Below are 17,679 nucleotides of genomic sequence, written 5' to 3'. Positions count from 1 at the left end.
TGTTAAAGTCTGCCCTGCAATCACGTACCGGAAGCGACCATGGACCACGACACCCCGTTCGACCCCCTCAACGACCTCGAGGTGCGCCTGCTGCAGGCCCAGGACGGCACGCTGACCGCGTCGCAGTTCCTCGACGGCCTGCTGACCTCGACGGCGTTCGTGCTGCTGGACAAGGCCATTGGCGAAGATGGCGCCTGGGACGAGAGCATCTCGCCGCTGGTGCTGACCAGCGAAAGCGGCGAACCGATGTTCGCGGTGTTCACTGCGCCCGAGCGCGCTGGCCTGTGGCATGAGCAGCTGCCGCAGTTCGCCCATGCCATGCCCATCGCGGTGCACGCGCTGCTGGCCGGTATCGGCGACGGCGTCGGGCTTGTGCTGAACCCGGGCCTGGACGTGGGCATGGAGATGATTCCCGATGCGGTGGCGCAACTGAAGCAGCGTGCTGCGGCGATTACCCGCGGCATGGCGCACTGATCCCGCGATTTTCTGGTTGCCGGCCAGCGGCCGGCACTACCAATAGCGGTGGCGACCGTTGCGGATCACCGTGCCGCCGCAATCGCCTTCACCCTCGCCTTGGCCAGCGCCTCGCCAATGGCCGGCCCCTTCAGGTGCGTGGTATCCAGATCCCGCGCCTGTACTGACAACGCCGCCTGGTGCAGGCGCTTCAGCGTCTCGCCCTGCGGGTAGTCGCTGTCCTCAAATCCCAGCCGTCCGCGCTTGTCAGCCTCGCAGCACAGCGCGATGCGGGCCACGCGCTCCGGCCGGCGCAGCGCATCGCAGCGGCCCAGCAGTTCCAGCACGGTGGCATCGCGCAGTTCGTCGATGCGGTGCACGTTCAAGTGCTCGCGGCAGACCGCCTCGGCCAGCTGCTGGTGCTCGGTGGGAACCTTCAGCCGCGCGCACAATGCCTTCAACGGCTTGATGCCGCGCTGCTCGTGCATGATGTGGCGCGGCCATTCTTCCGGTGGCGTCAGACCCTTGCCGAGGTCGTGGGTGAGCGCGGCGAAACCCACCAGGTCATCGCCCGGCGCCAGGCTGGCAGCCATGTCGCTGACCATTTCCTGGTGGATGCCGGTGTCGACTTCCGGGTGGAATTCGGCACGCTGCGGCACGCCGTACAGCGCTTCCAGTTCGGGCAGGATCGGGCCCAGTGCACGCGCATCGTGCAATGTGCGCAGGAACGCGGAGGGCCGCTGACTGACCAGCGCCTTGCGCAGCTCCTGCCAGACGCGCTCGGGCACCAGCGCGTCCAGCTCGCCGCTGGCGGCCACCTCGCGCATCAGTGCCATGGTCTCTTCGGCGACGCTGAAGCCCAGTGGCGCAAAACGGGCCATGAAGCGTGCCGCGCGCAGCACGCGCAGCGGGTCTTCGACGAAGGCGGGGCCGACGTGGCGCAGCACGCGCTGCTCAAGATCGCGCACGCCGCCATAGGGATCGACCAGCGTGCCGGTGTCCTCGTCGCAGGCAATCGCGTTGATGGTGAAGTCGCGGCGCTGCAGGTCCTCTTCCAGCGTCACCGCCGGATCGGCATCGACCACGAAGCCGCGATAGCCACGGCCGGATTTGCGCTCGGTGCGCGCCAGCGCGTATTCCTCGCCGGTCTTCGGGTGCAGGAATACCGGGAAATCACGGCCCACCGCGGTGTAGCCCAGCGCTTCCATCTGCGCGGGCGTGGCGCCGACCACGACCCAGTCGCGATCACCGGCAGGGCGCTGCAGCAGGCGGTCGCGCACGGCGCCGCCGACAAGATAGATCTTCATGGGGGGATGATCGCACGGTAGTGCCGGCCGTTGGCCGGCAACCCCGGAACATCGGCCGATGCTGGCCAGCGCCCGGCACCACCGCAGTGTGATCAGTCCCCGCCCTGGTCGGCGTTGGCGGCGCAGCTGAAATTCTTGCGCTTGTCGACCAGGCGGCCCATCAGGCGGTCGCTCAACGGCAGCGCATCACCATTGAGGCGCCAGTCGTAGATCACGCTGAATGCCAGCACGCGAGCCACGTACTCGCGGGTTTCCTTGTAGCTGATCGTCTCGATCCACAGATCCGGGTCAAAGCCCGGGCGCTGCCCCTGCCAGCGCGCGGTCGGGGTCGGGCCGGCGTTGTAAGCGGCGATGGTCACGTATGGCAGGCCGTCGTACTTGTTCATCAACTGGCGCAGGTAGGCGGTGCCGATGGCGATGTTGGTGTCCGGGTCGTACAGGCTGTCGGCGCCGCCATAGCCGGTCAGGCCGATGGACTTGGCCACGCTGGCACCGGTGGCCGGCAGCACCTGCATCAGGCCCATGGCGTTGGCTGGCGAGCGCGCGCGCGGGGTGAAGGTGCTTTCAGCGCGGATTTCCGCAGCCACCCAGGCCGGGTCGATCGCATTGCGTGCTGATTCACGGCGGATGGTGGCGTCGTGGTGCAGCGGGAAGCGCAGGTCGTACAGGCGCTGCTCCTGCGGCTGCTTGCCCAGTGCGAACACGGCGCGATCAAACCAGCCGTTGTCCTGCGCCACGCGCACGGCGAGCCGGCGCTGGGTGTCATCGAAGCGCGACAGCGCGCTGTTCCACTCAGCCACGGCCCAGCCGGTGCGGTCGATCTGGTACAGCGCCATCGCGCGCTGGATGGCCGGGTCACGCGCGATCACCGCCTGTGCCTGCGCACTGTCATTCGGCTTCCATGGACACAGCGTGTAGCCCTGCTGCAGCTTGTCGGCTGCAAGGAAACCGTGGAAGGTCGGTGCGCGCGCGGCCTCGCGGAACAGCGGCTGCGCCTGCTGGGCCTGGCCGGTCTTCTCCAGCATGCGGCCTTCGAAGTAGCGCCAGCGCGGGTCGCTGCGCTGCTTGCTGCCCATCTTGCGGATCGCGGTCAGCGCTGCGGGCCAGTCCCCGCGTGACATTGCTTCGCGAACACGCCACTCGTGCAGGCGTTCGTCATAGGCCGATTCGGGCACCGCATTGAGGCGGCGCGCCGAATCCGGCAGGTAGGAGGCCACGGTCCACAGGGCGATCTGGTACAGCACCTGGCCCTGTTGGGCCGCACTCAGGCCGAGGGCCTGTGCGTACTGTGGCAGCTGTTGCTCGGTGGCGCCCGGGTCGGCCTTGGCCAGCTTTTCCAGACCATCGGTGGCGATGCGCCGGCTGCGCTCGTTGCGTGGCCAGTTCAATGCGCTGGCGTTGGGCTTGTCAACGAAGGCGGCGTAGCTGTTGGCCTGCGCCAGGTCCGCGGCGGGCAGGCCGCGTGCGGCGCTGCGCATCACGGCCGGCTGCTGTGCGTCGGCGGCGGCATCGATGCGCTCCCAGCGCAGGGCGTCGCTCAGGCCGCCCTGTGCCTGCAGCACGGCGAATACCGCGTCGCAGCCGTCCGGCAGCGACTTGCCGTTCTTGCGCCACAGGTCCTGCGCCTCGCTGATCCACTGCGGATCGATCTTGCCGGTGACCTGGCGCGCGGTCAGCTGCGCACAGCGCAGCCCGACATTGTCGGTGGGCGCCCAGTTGGCCAGCAGGGTCGGCCAGTCCTGGCGGCGTGCGACCGAGGGCAGCCACACGCTGCGGAAGGTAGTAGCCACGGCCTGGCCGTCGTAGCGCTTGAGGAAGGCCTGGGCCTGCGCGGTATCGACGGTGTCGATGTTGCGACGCAGGTTCGCGTACTCCAGCCAGCCATAGGCCGGGTGGCGACTGAGCGCACCGGCCTGGCCGGGATCGAACTGGCCGCGTTCGGCGGCAGCGATCGCGGCTTTCAGCTGCGCGTTCTGGGCGTCGAGGGACTGGGCGTTGGCGCAACCGATCAGCAGCGTGGTGGCCAAGGGCAGCAGGGACAGGGCAGTGGGAGTGCGTCGGGTCATGGCGATGAGCATAGCGGGGGCTGGCTGAATTCAGTTTCGCATCGTGTGCACGCCGCGGATGGAATGGGTAGACGATGGATCCTGCCGGGACGGTGCGCATGCGGGGGGGGCGGCAGAAGCGACAACCCTGGCGCGGATCGCGATCGTGCGATGATTCCCGCACAGCGCGGTCTGCCCGACGTGGGCCGCTGTATCCGCGAAGGAGCGTGGTATGCGCTATTCATCCGTGCAGGCTCGTGCGCTGATGTCCGGGATCAATCTCGCACCGCTGGTGGATGTGCTGCTGGTAGTGCTGGCACTGGTGGTCACCACTTTGCCGATGGCGCAGACGACGGCGGTGCGCCCGTTCCACCAGCGCACTGTCTGTCCTCCGGGGCCCGGGCACACGCCACCGGCATCGATCGCGCTGCGCCTCGACGCGGCCGGTGCCGTCTACTGGAATGACCGCCCCTTGGACGACCCGTCACTGCAGCACGCCCTCGCTCAGCTCCAGCAGTTGCCGCCGGCGCTCCAGCCTTCGCTGCACCTGACCACCGCCGACAGCACCGATTACGGCGACATGGTGCGGGTGCTGCTCGCCATCGAGGGGCGTGGCCTTCGCGTCACAGCGCAGGGTTACTAGCATCGGCACTTGCGAGAGCGCTTGATGACCGCTGGCAAAGTTCGGCGTGTGCTGTCGTGCCCGGCATGAAACCCGTCGCCTCGAACAGTACCGTCCGGTATCCGGCGGCATGCATCTGACGCGATTGGTTGCCAACTACGTCAAATCTGCGTGAAAGAGTGTCGATCATCACGCCATGGCGTTTACCGTTTGTTTACAAAGGAGACGCTGCCGCCATGCAGGGGGGAGCGCGGCAGTCCATGTCCCGACATTCCTTTGGAGAGAGAGCGAATGATTCACCTGCACCACCGCCCGTTGGCGGTTGCCGTTGCGCTGTGCGTGACGGCTCTGGCACCGCTCGGTGCCGCTGCACAATCCACCACCAACCTGGACGCGGTGGAAGTGACCGGCACCCGCATCAAGCGCGCTGAAGTCGAAGGCCAGGTGCCGATCCAGACGTTGACGCGCGGTGACATCGAACGCACCGGCCTGACCTCGATCGGCGAGGTGCTGCAGCAGCTGACCGGCTCCGGCTCGGCGCTCAACGCCAAGTTCAACTCGTCCGGCAACTTCGGTTTCCCGCCCGATGGCAGTGGCGTGGGCGCCGGTTCGGCGCAGGTCGATCTGCGCCACCTGGGGGCCAAGCGCGTGCTGGTGCTGGTCGATGGCATCCGCTGGGTCAATGAATCCTCGGCGTCCGGCGTGGGCTCGGCCACCGACCTCAACACCATTCCGCTGGCCATCGTCGAGCGCATTGAAGTGCTGGAGGACGGCGCGTCGTCGCTGTACGGCTCCGACGCCATCGCTGGCGTGGTCAACATCATCACCCGCCGCGATTTCGATGGTGGCCAGGTGACGCTGAACTACGGCGAGTACAGCAAGGGCGACGGCACGCAGAAGGGCGTGGACCTGGCCTGGGGCAAGAGCGGTGATCGCTTCAGCCTGTTCCTGGGCGCCAGCTGGACCAAGCAGGACCCGGTCTTCGCCAAGGACCGCGAGCAGTCGCGCTTCCCGATTCCCGGTACCGGCCTGGCGTTCGGCAGCGGTGGCATCCCGCAGGGCCGTTTCATGTTCACAGACCCGAACACCGGCGCGGTGCAGAACATCGTGCCGAACACCGGCGTGAGCAATCCGCGTTACGACGGCAGTGCCGGTTGCAGCCGCACGGATGACTACCACTGCTTCACCACCGCCGACCGCTTCAACTTCGCCGAATACAACATGGTGCTGACGCCGTCGGAGCGCAAAGGCCTGTTCGGGCAGTTCCGCTTCGACATCACCGACAACGTGCAGTGGTACGTCAAGGCGCTTGGCAACCGTCGCGAGTCGACCAACCAGGCCGGCCCCGAGCCGCTGTTCTTCGGTCCCGATGGCGCCACCGGCAATCCGCTGGCCGACAACATCACCGTTTCCGCCCTCAACCCGTACAACCCGTTCGGCTTCGATCTGGTTTCCGGCGACAACATGAGCCTGATCGGTCGTCGCCCGGTGGAAGGCGGTGCGCGCGTGTTCAAGCAGAAGGTGGACACCACCTACTTCGCCACCGGCCTGGTGGGTGACTTCCACGCCGCTGACCGCAGCTGGTACTGGGACGTCAACGGCATGTACAGCAAGAACAAGGCCGAACAGACCAACTACGGCAGCTATGACATCTACAAGGTGAACATGGCGCTGGGCGACCCGGCGGTGTGCGCGGCCACGCCGGGCTGCGTGCCGCTGAACATCTTCGGCGGCGCTGGCTCGATCACCCCGGACATGCTGGAGTGGATCCAGCCGGTGGTGCGAGACCGCAGCCAGAACGAGCTGAGCCTGTTCACCGCCAACCTGTCCAGCGAGCTGTTCTCGCTGCCGGCCGGCCCGGTGTCTTTCGCCACCGGTTTCGAGTACCGCAAGTACAAGGGCTCCTACCAGCCCGATCCGCTGACGGTGATCGGCCATTACAACGGCGTGCCGTCGCAGCCGACCTCCGGTTCCTATGATGTCAACGAGGCCTACCTGGAGCTGAGCGTGCCGATCTTCGCCGACTCCCCGTTCGGCAAGAAGCTCGACCTGAGCCTGGCCGGCCGCTATTCGGACTACTCCACCTTCGGCGGCGAGTTCACGCCCAAGTACGGCCTGCGCTGGCAGGTGACCGATGACTTCGTGCTGCGCACCACCTACGCCGAGGGCTTCCGCGCGCCGTCGATCGGTGAACTGTACGGCTCGGCGGCCCGTGCCGACCTGCAGCTGTTCGACCCGTGCTCGGTGGGCCTGGGCGGTACGCCGCCGCGTGGCAGCGCGGCCAACTGCGCCGCGCTGGGCGTGCCGGCCGGCTTCCAGCAGGCCAACTCGCAGATCTCGGTGACCACCGGCGGCAACCGCGAGCTGGACCCGGAACGTTCGCGCAGCTTCAGTGCCGGCTTCGTGTGGAGCCCGTGGTTCGGCAACAACGCCTCGTGGTCGGAGCGCTTCGATGTGGAGGTGACCTTCTACCGCCATGCCATCGACGGCGCGATCCAGGCGATCAACGCGCAGACCCAGCTGGACCTGTGCGTGGATACGCTGGACCCGATCTACTGCAACGGCATTACCCGTGCCAGCACCGGTGCGGTCAGCAGCTTCAACAACCGCCTGACCAACCTGGGGTCGATCAAGACCGACGGCTGGGACGTGGATCTGTTCTGGACGCTGCCACAGACCGCCATCGGCCAGTTCAAGCTGGCGTGGAAGAACACCTTCGTCGGCCGTTACGAGGCCACCGGCGCGGCCGGGCAGAAGCAGCCGCAGAAGCCGGGCGTGGAAGTGGCTGACAGCTCGATTCCGGAGTGGACCAGCAACGCCAGCATCGGCTGGACGATGGACCGCTGGAGCGCCAACTGGACGGTGCGCCACATCTCCGAGCTGACCGAGAACTGTGGCGATGCTGCGGCCTTCCCGGTGTGCAGCAACCAGGCTGCGGGCACCAACACGCTGTCGGCCACCACCTTCCATGACATGCAGGTGGGCTACAAGATCGACTGGATGAAGGGGCTGCAGCTGACCGCCGGCCTGAACAACGTGTTCGACAAGGATCCGCCGATCTGCCTGTCGTGCTCGTTGAACGGCTACGACGCCTCGACGTACGACATCCCGCGTGGCCGTTACTGGTACCTGCGCGCGGATCTGCGCTTCTGATGAGCGAGTGGCGCCGGGCTCGGCCCGGCGCCGCCTTGCGGGTGTAGAGCCGAGCCACGCTCGGCTGATTCTCTGAGCCGAGCATGGGCCCGGCTCTACTGGTGCGGGGCCGATCGTGCCCTGCGCCTGCTCAGAACGACCAGGTGAACGTCAGCGAGCCGTTGCGGCCTTCGCCATAGCCGCCATAGCCGTAGATCTGCGCGTAGTACTTCTTGTCCAGCAGGTTGTTGAGGTTGGCCTGCACGCTGAACTGCGGTGCGATGCGGTAGCGCACGAAGGCACCGACCAGGGCGTAGGCATCCTGGTTGAAGCGGCCATACACCGGGTCGGTGTAGTAGATGCCGTTCTGCCAGTTCACGCCGCCGCCGAAGGTCAGCGCGGTCAGCGACTGCGGGGTGTAGCTGGTGTAGGCCTTGATCGCGGTCTGCGGCAGCTGGGTGTTGATGTCGCTGCCATTGATGTCCTTGGCCACGTAGCGCGAGGCACCGAAGGTGGCATTCCAGCCCGGGGCCAGTTCGCCGTTCAGTTCGAACTCCACGCCACGGCTGACGGTGCCGCGCGCGGCGACGTAGGCGTACTCGTTGGCCGAGCCGTCGACGAAGCCGCCGGTCTGCTGGGCGACGTTGTCCTGCTCGATGCGGAACACCGCCAGCGAGGCGTTCAGGCGGTTGTCGAACCATGCGCCCTTGACGCCCACTTCGTAGCTCTTGCCGTCCACCGGATCGAGGTAGCGGCCTTGCTGGTTGCGGTAGGTCTGCGGCTGGAAGATCTCGGTGTAGCTGGCGTAGGTCGACCAGGTGTCATTGATGTCGAACACCAGGCCGGCATACGGCGTGGTCACCTTGTGGCTGAAGCGGCTGAGGGTTGCGCCTTCGGTGCCGTCCAGGCTCCAGTCGGTGTAGCGCGCGCCAAGGATCAGCTTGAGCGGATCGGCCAGCGACAGGCGCGTGGCGGCGTAGGCGGCCTTCTGCTTGATGGTGCCCTGGCTCTGGGTCGGCAGCGTGGCCGCCCAGTTCGGCTCCGGGAAGCTGCCGGTCCAGGTGAGGTAGTTGTCCAGTGGCGCCCAGGCCGACTGGAAGTCGCCGGTGTTCACGTACTCGCGCTTGTTGTAGCTCAGGCCCGCCATGAACTGGTGCTCGCGGCCAAACAGCTGGAACGGGCCATCAACGTAACCATCGACGCCATCCACCTTGCGGTGGGTCTTGTAGTAGCCGGCCATCGGCAGCACGCCGGCGCCGGTGGTCTTGTTGAAGCCGCCGCCATAGAACGGATAGAACAGCTTGTCGTCGGCATCGGTGCGGTCGTGGGTGGCGCCGATCTTGAACTTCCAGCCGTTACCGAAGGCGTGCTGCAGGGTGGCGAACGCACGCTTGCTGGTGGTGTCCCAGAAGGTCCAGTCCGGCGACGGATTGAACGAGGTCGGATAGTTGGTTTCGGTGCCGTCGGAGAACCACATCGGGAAGCCACCCCAGGTGGGGGCGGTGGCCTTCTTGTGCTGGTAGTCGTAGCCTACGCTCAGCTGCGTGTCCGGGGTCAGGTCGGCGTCGATGACCGCATAGCCCAGCGTCTTTCGCTGGTTGTACCGGTCCATCTGGCCGTCGGTGTCAAGGTAGCTTCCGATCACGCGGCCGCGCACGGTGCCGCTGGCGTTGAGCGCGCTGCCCACGTCAACGGTGGTGCGGGTGCGGCCCCAGCTGCCGACGTTCACCGATACGCTGCCGGCCAGTTCGGCGCTGTCGGCGTGCTTGCGGATCAGGTTCACCGACGCGGACGGATTGCCGGCACCGCTGAGCAGACCGGTGGCACCTCGCACCACTTCCACCCGGTCGTACAGCGCCAAGTCCAGGCCGGAGTCGCCATAGCTCCAGTTCTGCACCATCTGCGTGGGCAGGCCATCGAACTGGTAGGCATCGATGTAGAAGCCACGCGCATAGAACTCGGTGCGCTCGCTGTCGGACTGGGTGCTGGTCACGCCGGTGGTGTTGGCCAGCACGTCGATGATGTCGTCCAGGTTCTGATCTTCGATGCGCTGGTGGCTGATGATGCTGATCGACTGCGGGATCTCGCGCGGGGCCAGGTCGAAGCGGGTACCGGCCGACGTGCGGCGCACCGAATAGCCTTCGGCGCGTTCGCCCTTCACCACCACCTTGTCGAGGGTGGTCGGGTCGGCGGCGGTTTCGGCGAAGGCGGCCGGGGCGACGGCGCAGAGAACGGCGAGCACGGCAACGGACAGCCGTTGCGGCTGCGGGGTACGGAAGGCGGAACGGATCATGGGGGTCCTGGGCGAGCACGCGCCATCAGCCGGCATCCAGGAGGCGAGGCGCTATGGGTAGCGAGAGGGCGGGCAGGCCGTCCTGGCGCTACCGGAAACGAAATAATCGTAATACGAACTATTCCTATTTACAAATCATGAGCACGCAGCCCATCGTTCACGGGACCGGTGGGTCAGCGCAGCAGCGGCAGCGGGTCGCGCGCGCCGTCGGTGCCGTAGATGCCCCAGTGCAGGTGGGGCGGGGTGCCCTTGGCGTTGCCGCTGTCGCCCACGTGGCCGAGAAGGTCGCCGGGCTGCACCACCTGGCCGCGCGCCAGGCCCTCGGCCCAATCCTCCAGGTGCGCGTAGTAGTAGCGCTCGCGGGCCGGACCGATCACCCACACCTGGCGGCCGCCCAGCCCGCCTTCACGGACGTCGGCGATGACCCCGGCGGTTGCGCTGCGCACCGGCGTTCCGCGCTTGGCGAAGATGTCGATGCCGGCGTGGGAACGGTCACGGCCACGCGGCGCACCGAACGTATCGGCGATCTGCCGTGGACGCACGCCGTCCACCGGCACCGGCAGCTGCGTGGCCGGCGGCATCCGGGCCAGCGACCAGAGCATTCTCGGCGCGACGGCCCACGGACTGTTCCACAACGCCATCGCCGCAACGATGGCGATGGCCAGGAACAGGCCGCGCAGCAACCAGCGGCGCAGGCGACGGGCGCGGGACGGTGTTGTGCTCATGGTTTTCGATTGTAGTGTCGAGCCATGCTCGACGGCTGTTGCCATGCAGTCCAAATGCCGTCGAGCACGGCCCGACGCTACAGCAGCGGCACCTCGAAGCTCCGCTTCAACGTGCCCAGCGCCACCGACGTGCGGAACCGCTCGATGTTGTCATCGCCGCCGAACAGGCGCTCGGTGATCGTCTCGTACTCCTCCATCGACGCGGCCGAAAGCAGCAGCAGGAAATCGCCGTCGCCGGTGATCGAGTAGCACTGCTGCACCGCCGGATCGTCCTGCACACGGTGCTTGAACGGTGCCACGCGTTCACGCTGCTCGCTGACCACGCGCACCTCGACGATGATGGTCAGTGGCCGCCCGACCTTGGCCGCAGCGACCACCGCCACGTTGGCGGCAATCACGCCACTGTCCTGCAGGCGCTTGATGCGGCGCTGCACGGCCGGGGTGGACAGGTGCACGGTCTCGGCGATCTCGCGCTGTGGCAGGGCGTTGTTCCGCTGCAGCAGGTCGAGGATGGCGCGGTCGAAGCTGTCGAGCACGGGGGCGGTGGCCATGGTGAGCAGAAGTTGCACGAACAGGCTGCCAATTGAGCCAAGTGCTCGGCGCGGGCGCAATAGACTTTGCGCATGCAGACCTCACGACTTGCGCCGATGTTGCCGGCGCTGGCGGTGCTCGGCTCGGTCACCTCGCTGGCCATCGGCACCTCCTATGCCAAACACCTGTTCCCGCTGATCGGTGCCCAAGGCACCAGCGGGCTGCGCGTGGGCTTCTCCGCGTTGTTGCTGCTGCTGTTCTGGCGGCCGTGGCGCTGGAAGACCAGTCGCGTGGATGCGATCACCATCCTGCGCTACGGCCTCACCCTGGGCCTGATGAACCTGCTGTTCTACATGGCCCTGCGCACCATTCCCTTCGGCATTGCGGTGGCCATCGAGTTCACCGGGCCGCTGACGGTGGCGATGCTGTCATCACGACGTCCGATCGACTTCCTCTGGGTGGGTTGCGCGGCAGTGGGGCTGCTGTTGCTGCTGCCGATCGGCGGTGGCCCGGCGCTGGACCCGGCCGGCGTGCTGTATGCGATGGGCGCAGCGGCGTGCTGGGGCCTGTATATCGTGTTCGGCAAGCGTGCCGGTCATCTGCATGCCGGGCACTCGGTCTCGCTGGGGCTGCTGGCGGCATCGCTGGTGGTGGTACCGGTGGGCGTGGTGCATGCCGGCGCCGCACTGCTCGATCCGACGATCCTGGCGGCGGGCCTGCTGGTCGCGCTGGTGTCGAGCGCGATCCCGATGTCGCTGGAGATGATGGCGCTCAAGCGCCTGCCGAAGGAGACGTTCGGCATCCTGATCAGCATGGAACCGGCGGTGGCCGCGCTGTGGGCGATGCTGCTGCTGCACGAGCACCTGCATGGGCTGCAGTGGCTGGCGATCGGCTGCACGGTGCTGGCGTCGGTGGGCAGCACGATGACGGCAAGGCGGTTGAAGGTGCCGGTGGTGCAGGCCGGGTAGCGCCGGGCCATGCGCGGCCGAGAGCGTGCGGACCAACGGTCCGCACCCACAAGAGCAGCTGTCCGCAGCCCTTGGGCAACATGCCAACCAAGGTTGGCACGCACCAGCAGTGGTCAGCGCAGGGCGTCAGCCGGGACGTCGATCTGCATCGCCAGGGCGAGGTGATCGGAGAACGCGGCCGGTAAGGCTTCCACGGTGCGGGTCTGCAGGCCGCTGCTGACCAGGATGTGATCGATGGCGCGGTCCGGGCGCCAGCTGGGGAAGGTCGGCACGATGCAGCCGGGCGGCTGCAGCCGGGTCTTCTGGTACAGCACCTGCATTTCCGGGCGTTCTGCCAGGCAGTTGAAGTCGCCCATCAGCACCGCGTTGGGGTGATCGGACAGCAGCTCGGCGATGAAGCCCAGCTGCGACATCCGCGAGCCCGCGCCCAGCGACAGATGGGCCACCGCCACGGCCAGGCCGTCGGCACCGTCACCGAACTTGGCCAGCAGCACGCCACGCCCGCCGATGCGGCCGGGCAGGGCGTGGTCCTGCACTTCCACCGGTTCAAGCTTGCTCAGCAACCCGTTCGCGCTGGAGGCGACGCCGCCCATACGCCGGTTCGGCTGGTGGCTCCAGTAGTTGAAGCCGGCGCGCTGGGCCAGGTAGTGGGTCTGGTTGGTGAAGCCCGAGCGCAGGCTGCCCGGGTCGGCCTCCTGCAGGCCGACGATGTCATGTTCGCGCGCCAGGGTGGCGATCGCGTCAAGGCTGCTGCGCTTGCGGCCCGCCGGCAGCGCATGTGACCAGCTGCGGGTCACATAGTCGCTGTAGCGGCGGGTACTTGAGCCGGCCTGGATGTTGGCCGTCAGCAAGCGCAGGGTCCGTGTACGGGGGGAATTCACGGCCGGGAAACGCTTCTCTTGGATCAGTGAGCCTGGGCCGCACCGCGTTCGCGGGCGATCAGGTGGTCGGCGATGCGCAGCATGTCCGGGAAGCTCTTGCCCTTCACCAGGTACTTGCCGTTGACGATGATCGACGGGGTGCCGCTGATCTGGCTGCGCTGCGCGAACTGCTTGGCCGAGTTGGTCTTGGCATTCACTGCGAAGCTGCCCATGGTGGCGGCGAACTGCTTCGGGTCCACACCGTAGGCGCTGTAGAACTTGGCGATGTCCTCCACCGAGTCACGGCCACGCTCGCCCTTCAGGGTCTTCTGCGAGTGAATGGCGGCGTACAGCGCTTCGTGGGTCTTCTCCTGCACGCCCAGGGTCTGCGCGGCGTAGAAGGCACGGGCGTAATCATCCCAGGTGCCGCCGAACATGGCCGGCACGTAGACGAAGTTCACGTCGCTCGGCAGGCCGGCCTTCCACGGGCCGACCAGCGGCTGGAACGCGGCGCAGGCCGGGCAGACGTAGCCGAAGATCTCGGTCACTTCGATCTTGCCAGCGGCCGGCTGGAACGGCTGGCCGTTCGGGATCACCTGGTAGTCGGCGCCTTCCACCGGGGCCGGGCCGGTCAGTGCGGCGGTGGTCGGGGCCGGTGCGGCGGCCGGTGCGGCTTCAGCCGCGGCCTTCTCGCCTTCGGCTGCGGCCGGGGCTGCGCCTTCGGTACCCGCGGTCGGAGCGGCCGGTTCGGAGGTCGCCGGAGCGGCAGCCGGTTGGGCCGGGGCTGCGGTGGTGTTGGTGCTGCCGTCGTCGGCCTTGCAGGCAGCCAGGATCGGCAGCAGCGCTGCGAGGGCGAGGGCGTAACGGATCTTCATGGAAACGTCTCCAGCATCTGGAATGGTGGGGCCGGCGTCATGCGCGGGCCAGGGGGAAATGATGACACGCGGCGGCGACAGCGCCGTGTCGGTGGTGGGTGTTGGTTCAGCGGCCGCGGGCGGCGCGGGCCTGGGCGATCAGCGCCGATGCGATGCGCAGCTGATCGTCGAAGCTGTTGCCACGCACCAGGTACTGGCCGTTGATGATGATGGCCGGGGTGCCCGGCACCTTGGTGCGCTGGGCGAAGGCGCGGGCGGCGTCGACCTTCTTCTGCACGGCGTCGCCGCGCAGGGCCTGCAGGTAACGGTCCGGGGTCACGCCGTAGGCCTTGTAGAAGGTGGCGAGCTCATCGGCCGAGACGTTCTGCATCGGCAGCGAACCCTGTTCGTGCAGGGCCTTGAACACGGCGGCATGGCTGCGCTTGGCCACGCCGACTTCATCGGCAGCGTAATAGGCCAGGGCCCAGGCATCCCAGGCACCGCCGAAGGCGGCCGGGACCGGGGTGAAACGCACGTCGGCCGGCAACTTGGCCGCCCAGGCTTCCAGCTGCGGTTCGAAATGGGCGCAGTGCGGGCAGGTGTAGCCGAAGACCTCGACCACCTCGATCTTGCCGGCCAGCGGCTGGAACGGGCCCGGCTGGGCGATGCGTTCGTAGTCTTTGCCTTCCACCAGCGGTGCGTTGGCAGGGGCGGCGGCACTGGCCGCCAGCGGCAGCACGACCAGCAGGGACAACAGCAGGCGGGAAATCAACCTCATCGACACGCATCTCCGTTGAAAAAAGCAACGCCGGCGCAGCCGCCGGCGTGAACGAAACATACCGCAGGCGAGGGCCGCGGTGGCGGCCCGGGCCGACCAGTGGCGGTCAGGGGGCGGCAGCCGGTTGCGTCGGCGCGACCGTGGCGGCCATGTCGTCGGCCTTGTTGTGCAGGCCCTGCAGGTAGCTCGACAGCGCCTGCACTTCCTGCTCGCTCAGCTTCTGCGCCACCGTGGCCATGATCTGGAAGTGGGCCTTGTCGGTCTCGTTGGTCTGGCCGGCCTGGTATTCCTGCAGGCGGCGCGCGACATAGCTGGCGTGCTGGCCGCCGATGTGCGGGTAGGCCGGGCCGGGATTGCCGGCACCGCTGGGGCCGTGGCAGGCCATGCAGGCCGGCAGGCCGCGCTTGGCATCACCGCCGCGGTACAGCTGCTGGCCGATCTCGTAGAACTTCATGCCCTTGTACGGGCCGTCGGTGACCGCCGTATCGTCGGCGATGCCGGCCGTGGCCTTCTGGGTGGCGAAGAACGCGCCGATATCGCGCATGTCCTGCGGCGTGAGGTTCTGCACGAACGGGACCATCGCCACCGCGGCGCCCGAGCTGCGCTGGCCGTTGGCGATCAGGGCCATCTGCTGGGCCACGTATCGCTCGCTCTGGCCGGCGATGGACGGATACATCTCGACCGTGGAATTGCCATCGGCGCCATGGCAGGCCGCGCAGGCCGAGGCCTTGGTCTGGCCGGCCTTGGCATCGCCCCAGTGGGTTTTGCTGAAGTCTACCTCCAGCGAGGCGGTTTTGATCGGCCCGTTGTCGGGCAGCGGGGTCAACGTGGTCTGCGCGAACGCAGCAGCGGCAACGACTACGGCAGTGGCAAGGGCGGATACGGCAAGAACGCGAGCGTGGCGCATGCTGAAGCTCCGTATGGACCGGGCCGGGCGGTGGCCGCCGGCATCGCCCGGATTATCAACGGCGTTTCCGCGCACGGTCAACGCAGCAGTGCAGCAAAATGCCCGCAGGGGGCCGCCGGCACGGGCGCGCGGCGCCGCAACATGCGATCCTAGGCACATGTCATTGCTCATCGAACGCGCCCGTTACCACCTCTCGGCCCACAACGTGCGGCAGCTGCCGCCCGACGAAGGTGCCGAAGTGGCCTTTGCCGGCCGCTCCAACGCCGGCAAATCCAGTGCGCTCAACGCGCTGACCCGCCAGAACGCGCTGGCCCGTGTCTCCAAGACGCCCGGCCGCACCCAGCAGCTGGTGTTCTTCCAGATCACCCCGGAAGCGCATCTGGTCGACCTGCCCGGTTATGGCTACGCCAAGGTGCCGCTGGACCTGCAGGCCCACTGGCAGGCCTTCATCGACCGCTATTTCCGCACCCGCGAGGCCCTGAAGGGGCTGGTGGTAGTGATGGACATCCGCCATCCGTTGAAGGACTACGACCGGCAGATGCTGTCCTATGCCGTGCAGCGTGGCATGCCCGCGCACGCGTTGCTGACCAAGGCCGACAAGCTCAGCCGCAGCCAGCAGATGCAGACCCTGCAGAAGGTGCGCAAGGAGCTGCAGTCGGCCTACGGCGACAGCGTCAGCGTGCAGGTGTTCTCCGGTGAGGACCGCACCGGCGTGGACGAAGCCCGTGGCGTGATCGGCGGCTGGCTGGGACTGGAATAAGGCTTCCGGTTTTCCTGTAGCGCCGAGCCCACGCTCGGCTGCCGCGCGCAGCGCGGCCAGGCCCCGGTAGCCGCGCATGGGCTCGGCCCTACAAGGGCTCATCGGCTCATTTCAACGGCGAATACTCCGCCGGCACCCACGCATAGGCCTCGCCCTCGGCACGCACATGGCCCAGGCCGGGGAACGGGAGGTGCGCACCGGCCACCCACCAGCCCCTGGTGGTGGCCTGCTGCAGCAGGCCGCGTCGGCTGGCGGTGGCCGCGTTGCGGTCAGAATCCGCTTCGAATGCGGCCTCCGGGTGCGCGAACTGCACCGCATGGAAGTGCAGCACATCGCCCCATACCAGCAGTGACTGGCCCTGGCTGTCGAACCGATAGGAGACATGGCCGGGCGTATGGCCATGGGTATCCATCGCCACGGCGCCGCCAGGCAGGGCATCGCCGGGGTTGAACGTACGCAGATGGCCGCTGGCCTGGTACGGCGCCACCGCGTTGCGCGCCAGCGGGAAGGCGAAGCGCACGCCCTGCGGCGCGGTGGCCTCGCTGGCCGGGTTGAGCCAGTAGTCGGCATCGGCCTTGGACAGCCACACCGTGGCGTTGGGATAGGCCGGCTTGCCCTGCGCATCGAGCACGCCGCACAGGTGGTCCGGATGGGCATGGGTCAGCAGCACGTCGTCCACCTCGGCCGGGTCCACCCCGGACGCGCGCAGGTTGCCCAGCACCTGGCCCAGGCCAGGGCCGAAGCACTGCGCGGTGCCGGTATCGACCAGGGTCAGGTGGTTGCCCTGGCGGATCAGGAATGCATTGATCGCGGTCTGCAGGCCCTTCTTGTCCTCCGGTACGTAGCGGCCATCCAGCAGGCGGCTGACCAGGGTGGGCGGCACGTCCACCACTTCCTGCCGGCCCAGCGCGACCACGCCATCGAACAGGGCGGTGACCTGCAGTGCGCCGACGCGCTGGTGATAGACGCCAGGCACCTGCTGGGTGGGGGCGGGTGAAGTAGCCTCGGCCAGCGCGGCCAGCGGCAGGGACGACAGGACCAGCAGCAGGGCGGAGCGCAGGGGCAGGTGGCGCAGGGTCATGGTGGTTCTCGGTGGATGACGGGTGGTTCCGTTGGCCTAGCGTGCCGTGGCTGGCGTGTGCGCGGCGCTCAAACCACTACGTGGAATGCTCAGGGAAGGGGGGGCTGCAGGGCTGCGCCCTGCACCCGCAGAGGCAACGGCAACGGCAACGGCCGAAGCAAAAGCTGGTTTCCTGTGGGATGGCGGGGTGGGTCCGGTTGCGGGAGACGCCGTAAACCCTTCCATGGGGGCTTGGCCGCGGCATCCATGCCGCGGACACTCCCGCAACCGGACCCACCCCGCCTTCGACAGTTGGCCGCGATCTGTCGGAACGACGTATTGCCTTAGTGGGTGTCGACCTTGGTCGACACAGTAGATCCACGC

At 67.6% G+C, this 17,679-nt stretch carries 15 protein-coding genes; 5 read left to right on the top strand and 10 right to left on the bottom strand.

The features are described 5' to 3' along the window. Positions 1-39 precede the first annotated feature (39 nt). Positions 40-474 (top strand): SseB family protein, encoded by a 435-nt coding sequence (locus tag QP512_RS17210; protein WP_049429399.1) that lies wholly within the window; start codon positions 40-42, stop codon positions 472-474. A gap of 65 nt (positions 475-539) precedes the next feature. On the opposite strand, the gene QP512_RS17205 is transcribed toward QP512_RS17210, so the two are convergent. Further along, the gene (locus QP512_RS17205; protein WP_286069886.1) at positions 540-1,760 is read right to left on the bottom strand and encodes a multifunctional CCA addition/repair protein; all 1,221 of its coding nucleotides are present in this window, start codon (positions 1,758-1,760) and stop codon (positions 540-542) included. 92 nt (positions 1,761-1,852) lie between these two features. Next, positions 1,853-3,838, bottom strand: a complete 1,986-nt coding sequence (locus QP512_RS17200) for a transglycosylase SLT domain-containing protein (RefSeq protein WP_286069885.1) — start codon at positions 3,836-3,838, stop codon at positions 1,853-1,855. Positions 3,839-4,037: 199 nt separating this feature from the next. On the opposite strand from QP512_RS17200, the gene QP512_RS17195 reads away from it, so the two are divergent. Together QP512_RS17195 and QP512_RS17190 are read left to right on the top strand one after the other, a co-directional pair. After that, complete coding sequence (locus QP512_RS17195; protein ID WP_286069884.1) at positions 4,038-4,448, top strand: biopolymer transporter ExbD; 411 nt, start codon at positions 4,038-4,040, stop codon at positions 4,446-4,448. Positions 4,449-4,718: 270 nt separating this feature from the next. Further along, complete coding sequence (locus QP512_RS17190; RefSeq protein WP_286069883.1) at positions 4,719-7,580, top strand: TonB-dependent receptor; 2,862 nt, start codon at positions 4,719-4,721, stop codon at positions 7,578-7,580. Between the two features lie 130 nt (positions 7,581-7,710). On the opposite strand, the gene fhuE is transcribed toward QP512_RS17190, so the two are convergent. From fhuE to QP512_RS17175, 3 genes are all read right to left on the bottom strand, one after another. Continuing rightward, on the bottom strand, positions 7,711-9,852 hold the full coding sequence (fhuE, locus tag QP512_RS17185) for a ferric-rhodotorulic acid/ferric-coprogen receptor FhuE (RefSeq protein ID WP_286069882.1): 2,142 nt from the start codon (positions 9,850-9,852) through the stop codon (positions 7,711-7,713). A 173-nt stretch (positions 9,853-10,025) separates the two neighbouring features. After that, positions 10,026-10,577: a M23 family metallopeptidase gene (locus QP512_RS17180; RefSeq protein ID WP_286069881.1), complete on the bottom strand. Its 552-nt coding sequence runs from the start codon at positions 10,575-10,577 to the stop codon at positions 10,026-10,028. A 77-nt stretch (positions 10,578-10,654) separates the two neighbouring features. Then, positions 10,655-11,128, bottom strand: a complete 474-nt coding sequence (locus tag QP512_RS17175; RefSeq protein ID WP_286069880.1) for an Lrp/AsnC family transcriptional regulator — start codon at positions 11,126-11,128, stop codon at positions 10,655-10,657. A gap of 72 nt (positions 11,129-11,200) precedes the next feature. Here QP512_RS17175 and QP512_RS17170 point away from each other — a divergent pair, with 72 nt between their 5' ends. Further along, positions 11,201-12,076 (top strand): EamA family transporter, encoded by an 876-nt coding sequence (locus QP512_RS17170; RefSeq protein WP_286069878.1) that lies wholly within the window; start codon positions 11,201-11,203, stop codon positions 12,074-12,076. 113 nt (positions 12,077-12,189) lie between these two features. Here QP512_RS17170 and QP512_RS17165 read toward each other — a convergent pair whose 3' ends face one another. The 4 genes from QP512_RS17165 to QP512_RS17150 form a co-directional block, all read right to left on the bottom strand. Next, the gene (locus QP512_RS17165; protein ID WP_286072061.1) at positions 12,190-12,927 is read right to left on the bottom strand and encodes an endonuclease/exonuclease/phosphatase family protein; all 738 of its coding nucleotides are present in this window, start codon (positions 12,925-12,927) and stop codon (positions 12,190-12,192) included. Positions 12,928-12,980: 53 nt separating this feature from the next. Next, positions 12,981-13,811 (bottom strand): thiol:disulfide interchange protein DsbA/DsbL, encoded by an 831-nt coding sequence (locus QP512_RS17160; RefSeq protein WP_286069877.1) that lies wholly within the window; start codon positions 13,809-13,811, stop codon positions 12,981-12,983. A gap of 106 nt (positions 13,812-13,917) precedes the next feature. After that, positions 13,918-14,568, bottom strand: a complete 651-nt coding sequence (locus QP512_RS17155; protein ID WP_286069875.1) for a thiol:disulfide interchange protein DsbA/DsbL — start codon at positions 14,566-14,568, stop codon at positions 13,918-13,920. A gap of 106 nt (positions 14,569-14,674) precedes the next feature. Beyond that, complete coding sequence (locus tag QP512_RS17150) at positions 14,675-15,475, bottom strand: c-type cytochrome (RefSeq protein WP_286069874.1); 801 nt, start codon at positions 15,473-15,475, stop codon at positions 14,675-14,677. A 157-nt stretch (positions 15,476-15,632) separates the two neighbouring features. Between QP512_RS17150 and yihA the strand changes: the two genes are divergently transcribed. Beyond that, a complete protein-coding gene (gene yihA, locus QP512_RS17145) occupies positions 15,633-16,235 on the top strand; it encodes a ribosome biogenesis GTP-binding protein YihA/YsxC (RefSeq protein WP_286069872.1) in 603 nt (200 codons plus the stop codon). Between the two features lie 106 nt (positions 16,236-16,341). Here the strand turns inward: yihA and QP512_RS17140 are convergent, their stop codons facing one another. Next, positions 16,342-17,316: an MBL fold metallo-hydrolase gene (locus tag QP512_RS17140; RefSeq protein WP_286069871.1), complete on the bottom strand. Its 975-nt coding sequence runs from the start codon at positions 17,314-17,316 to the stop codon at positions 16,342-16,344. Positions 17,317-17,679: the final 363 nt, after the last annotated feature.

The sequence above is a fragment of the Stenotrophomonas sp. 57 genome (assembly GCF_030291075.1).
Taxonomy (GTDB): Bacteria; Pseudomonadota; Gammaproteobacteria; order Xanthomonadales; family Xanthomonadaceae; genus Stenotrophomonas.
The sequence above is the reverse complement of the archived record's forward strand: the minus strand, read 5'-3'. Positions and strand labels throughout refer to the sequence as shown.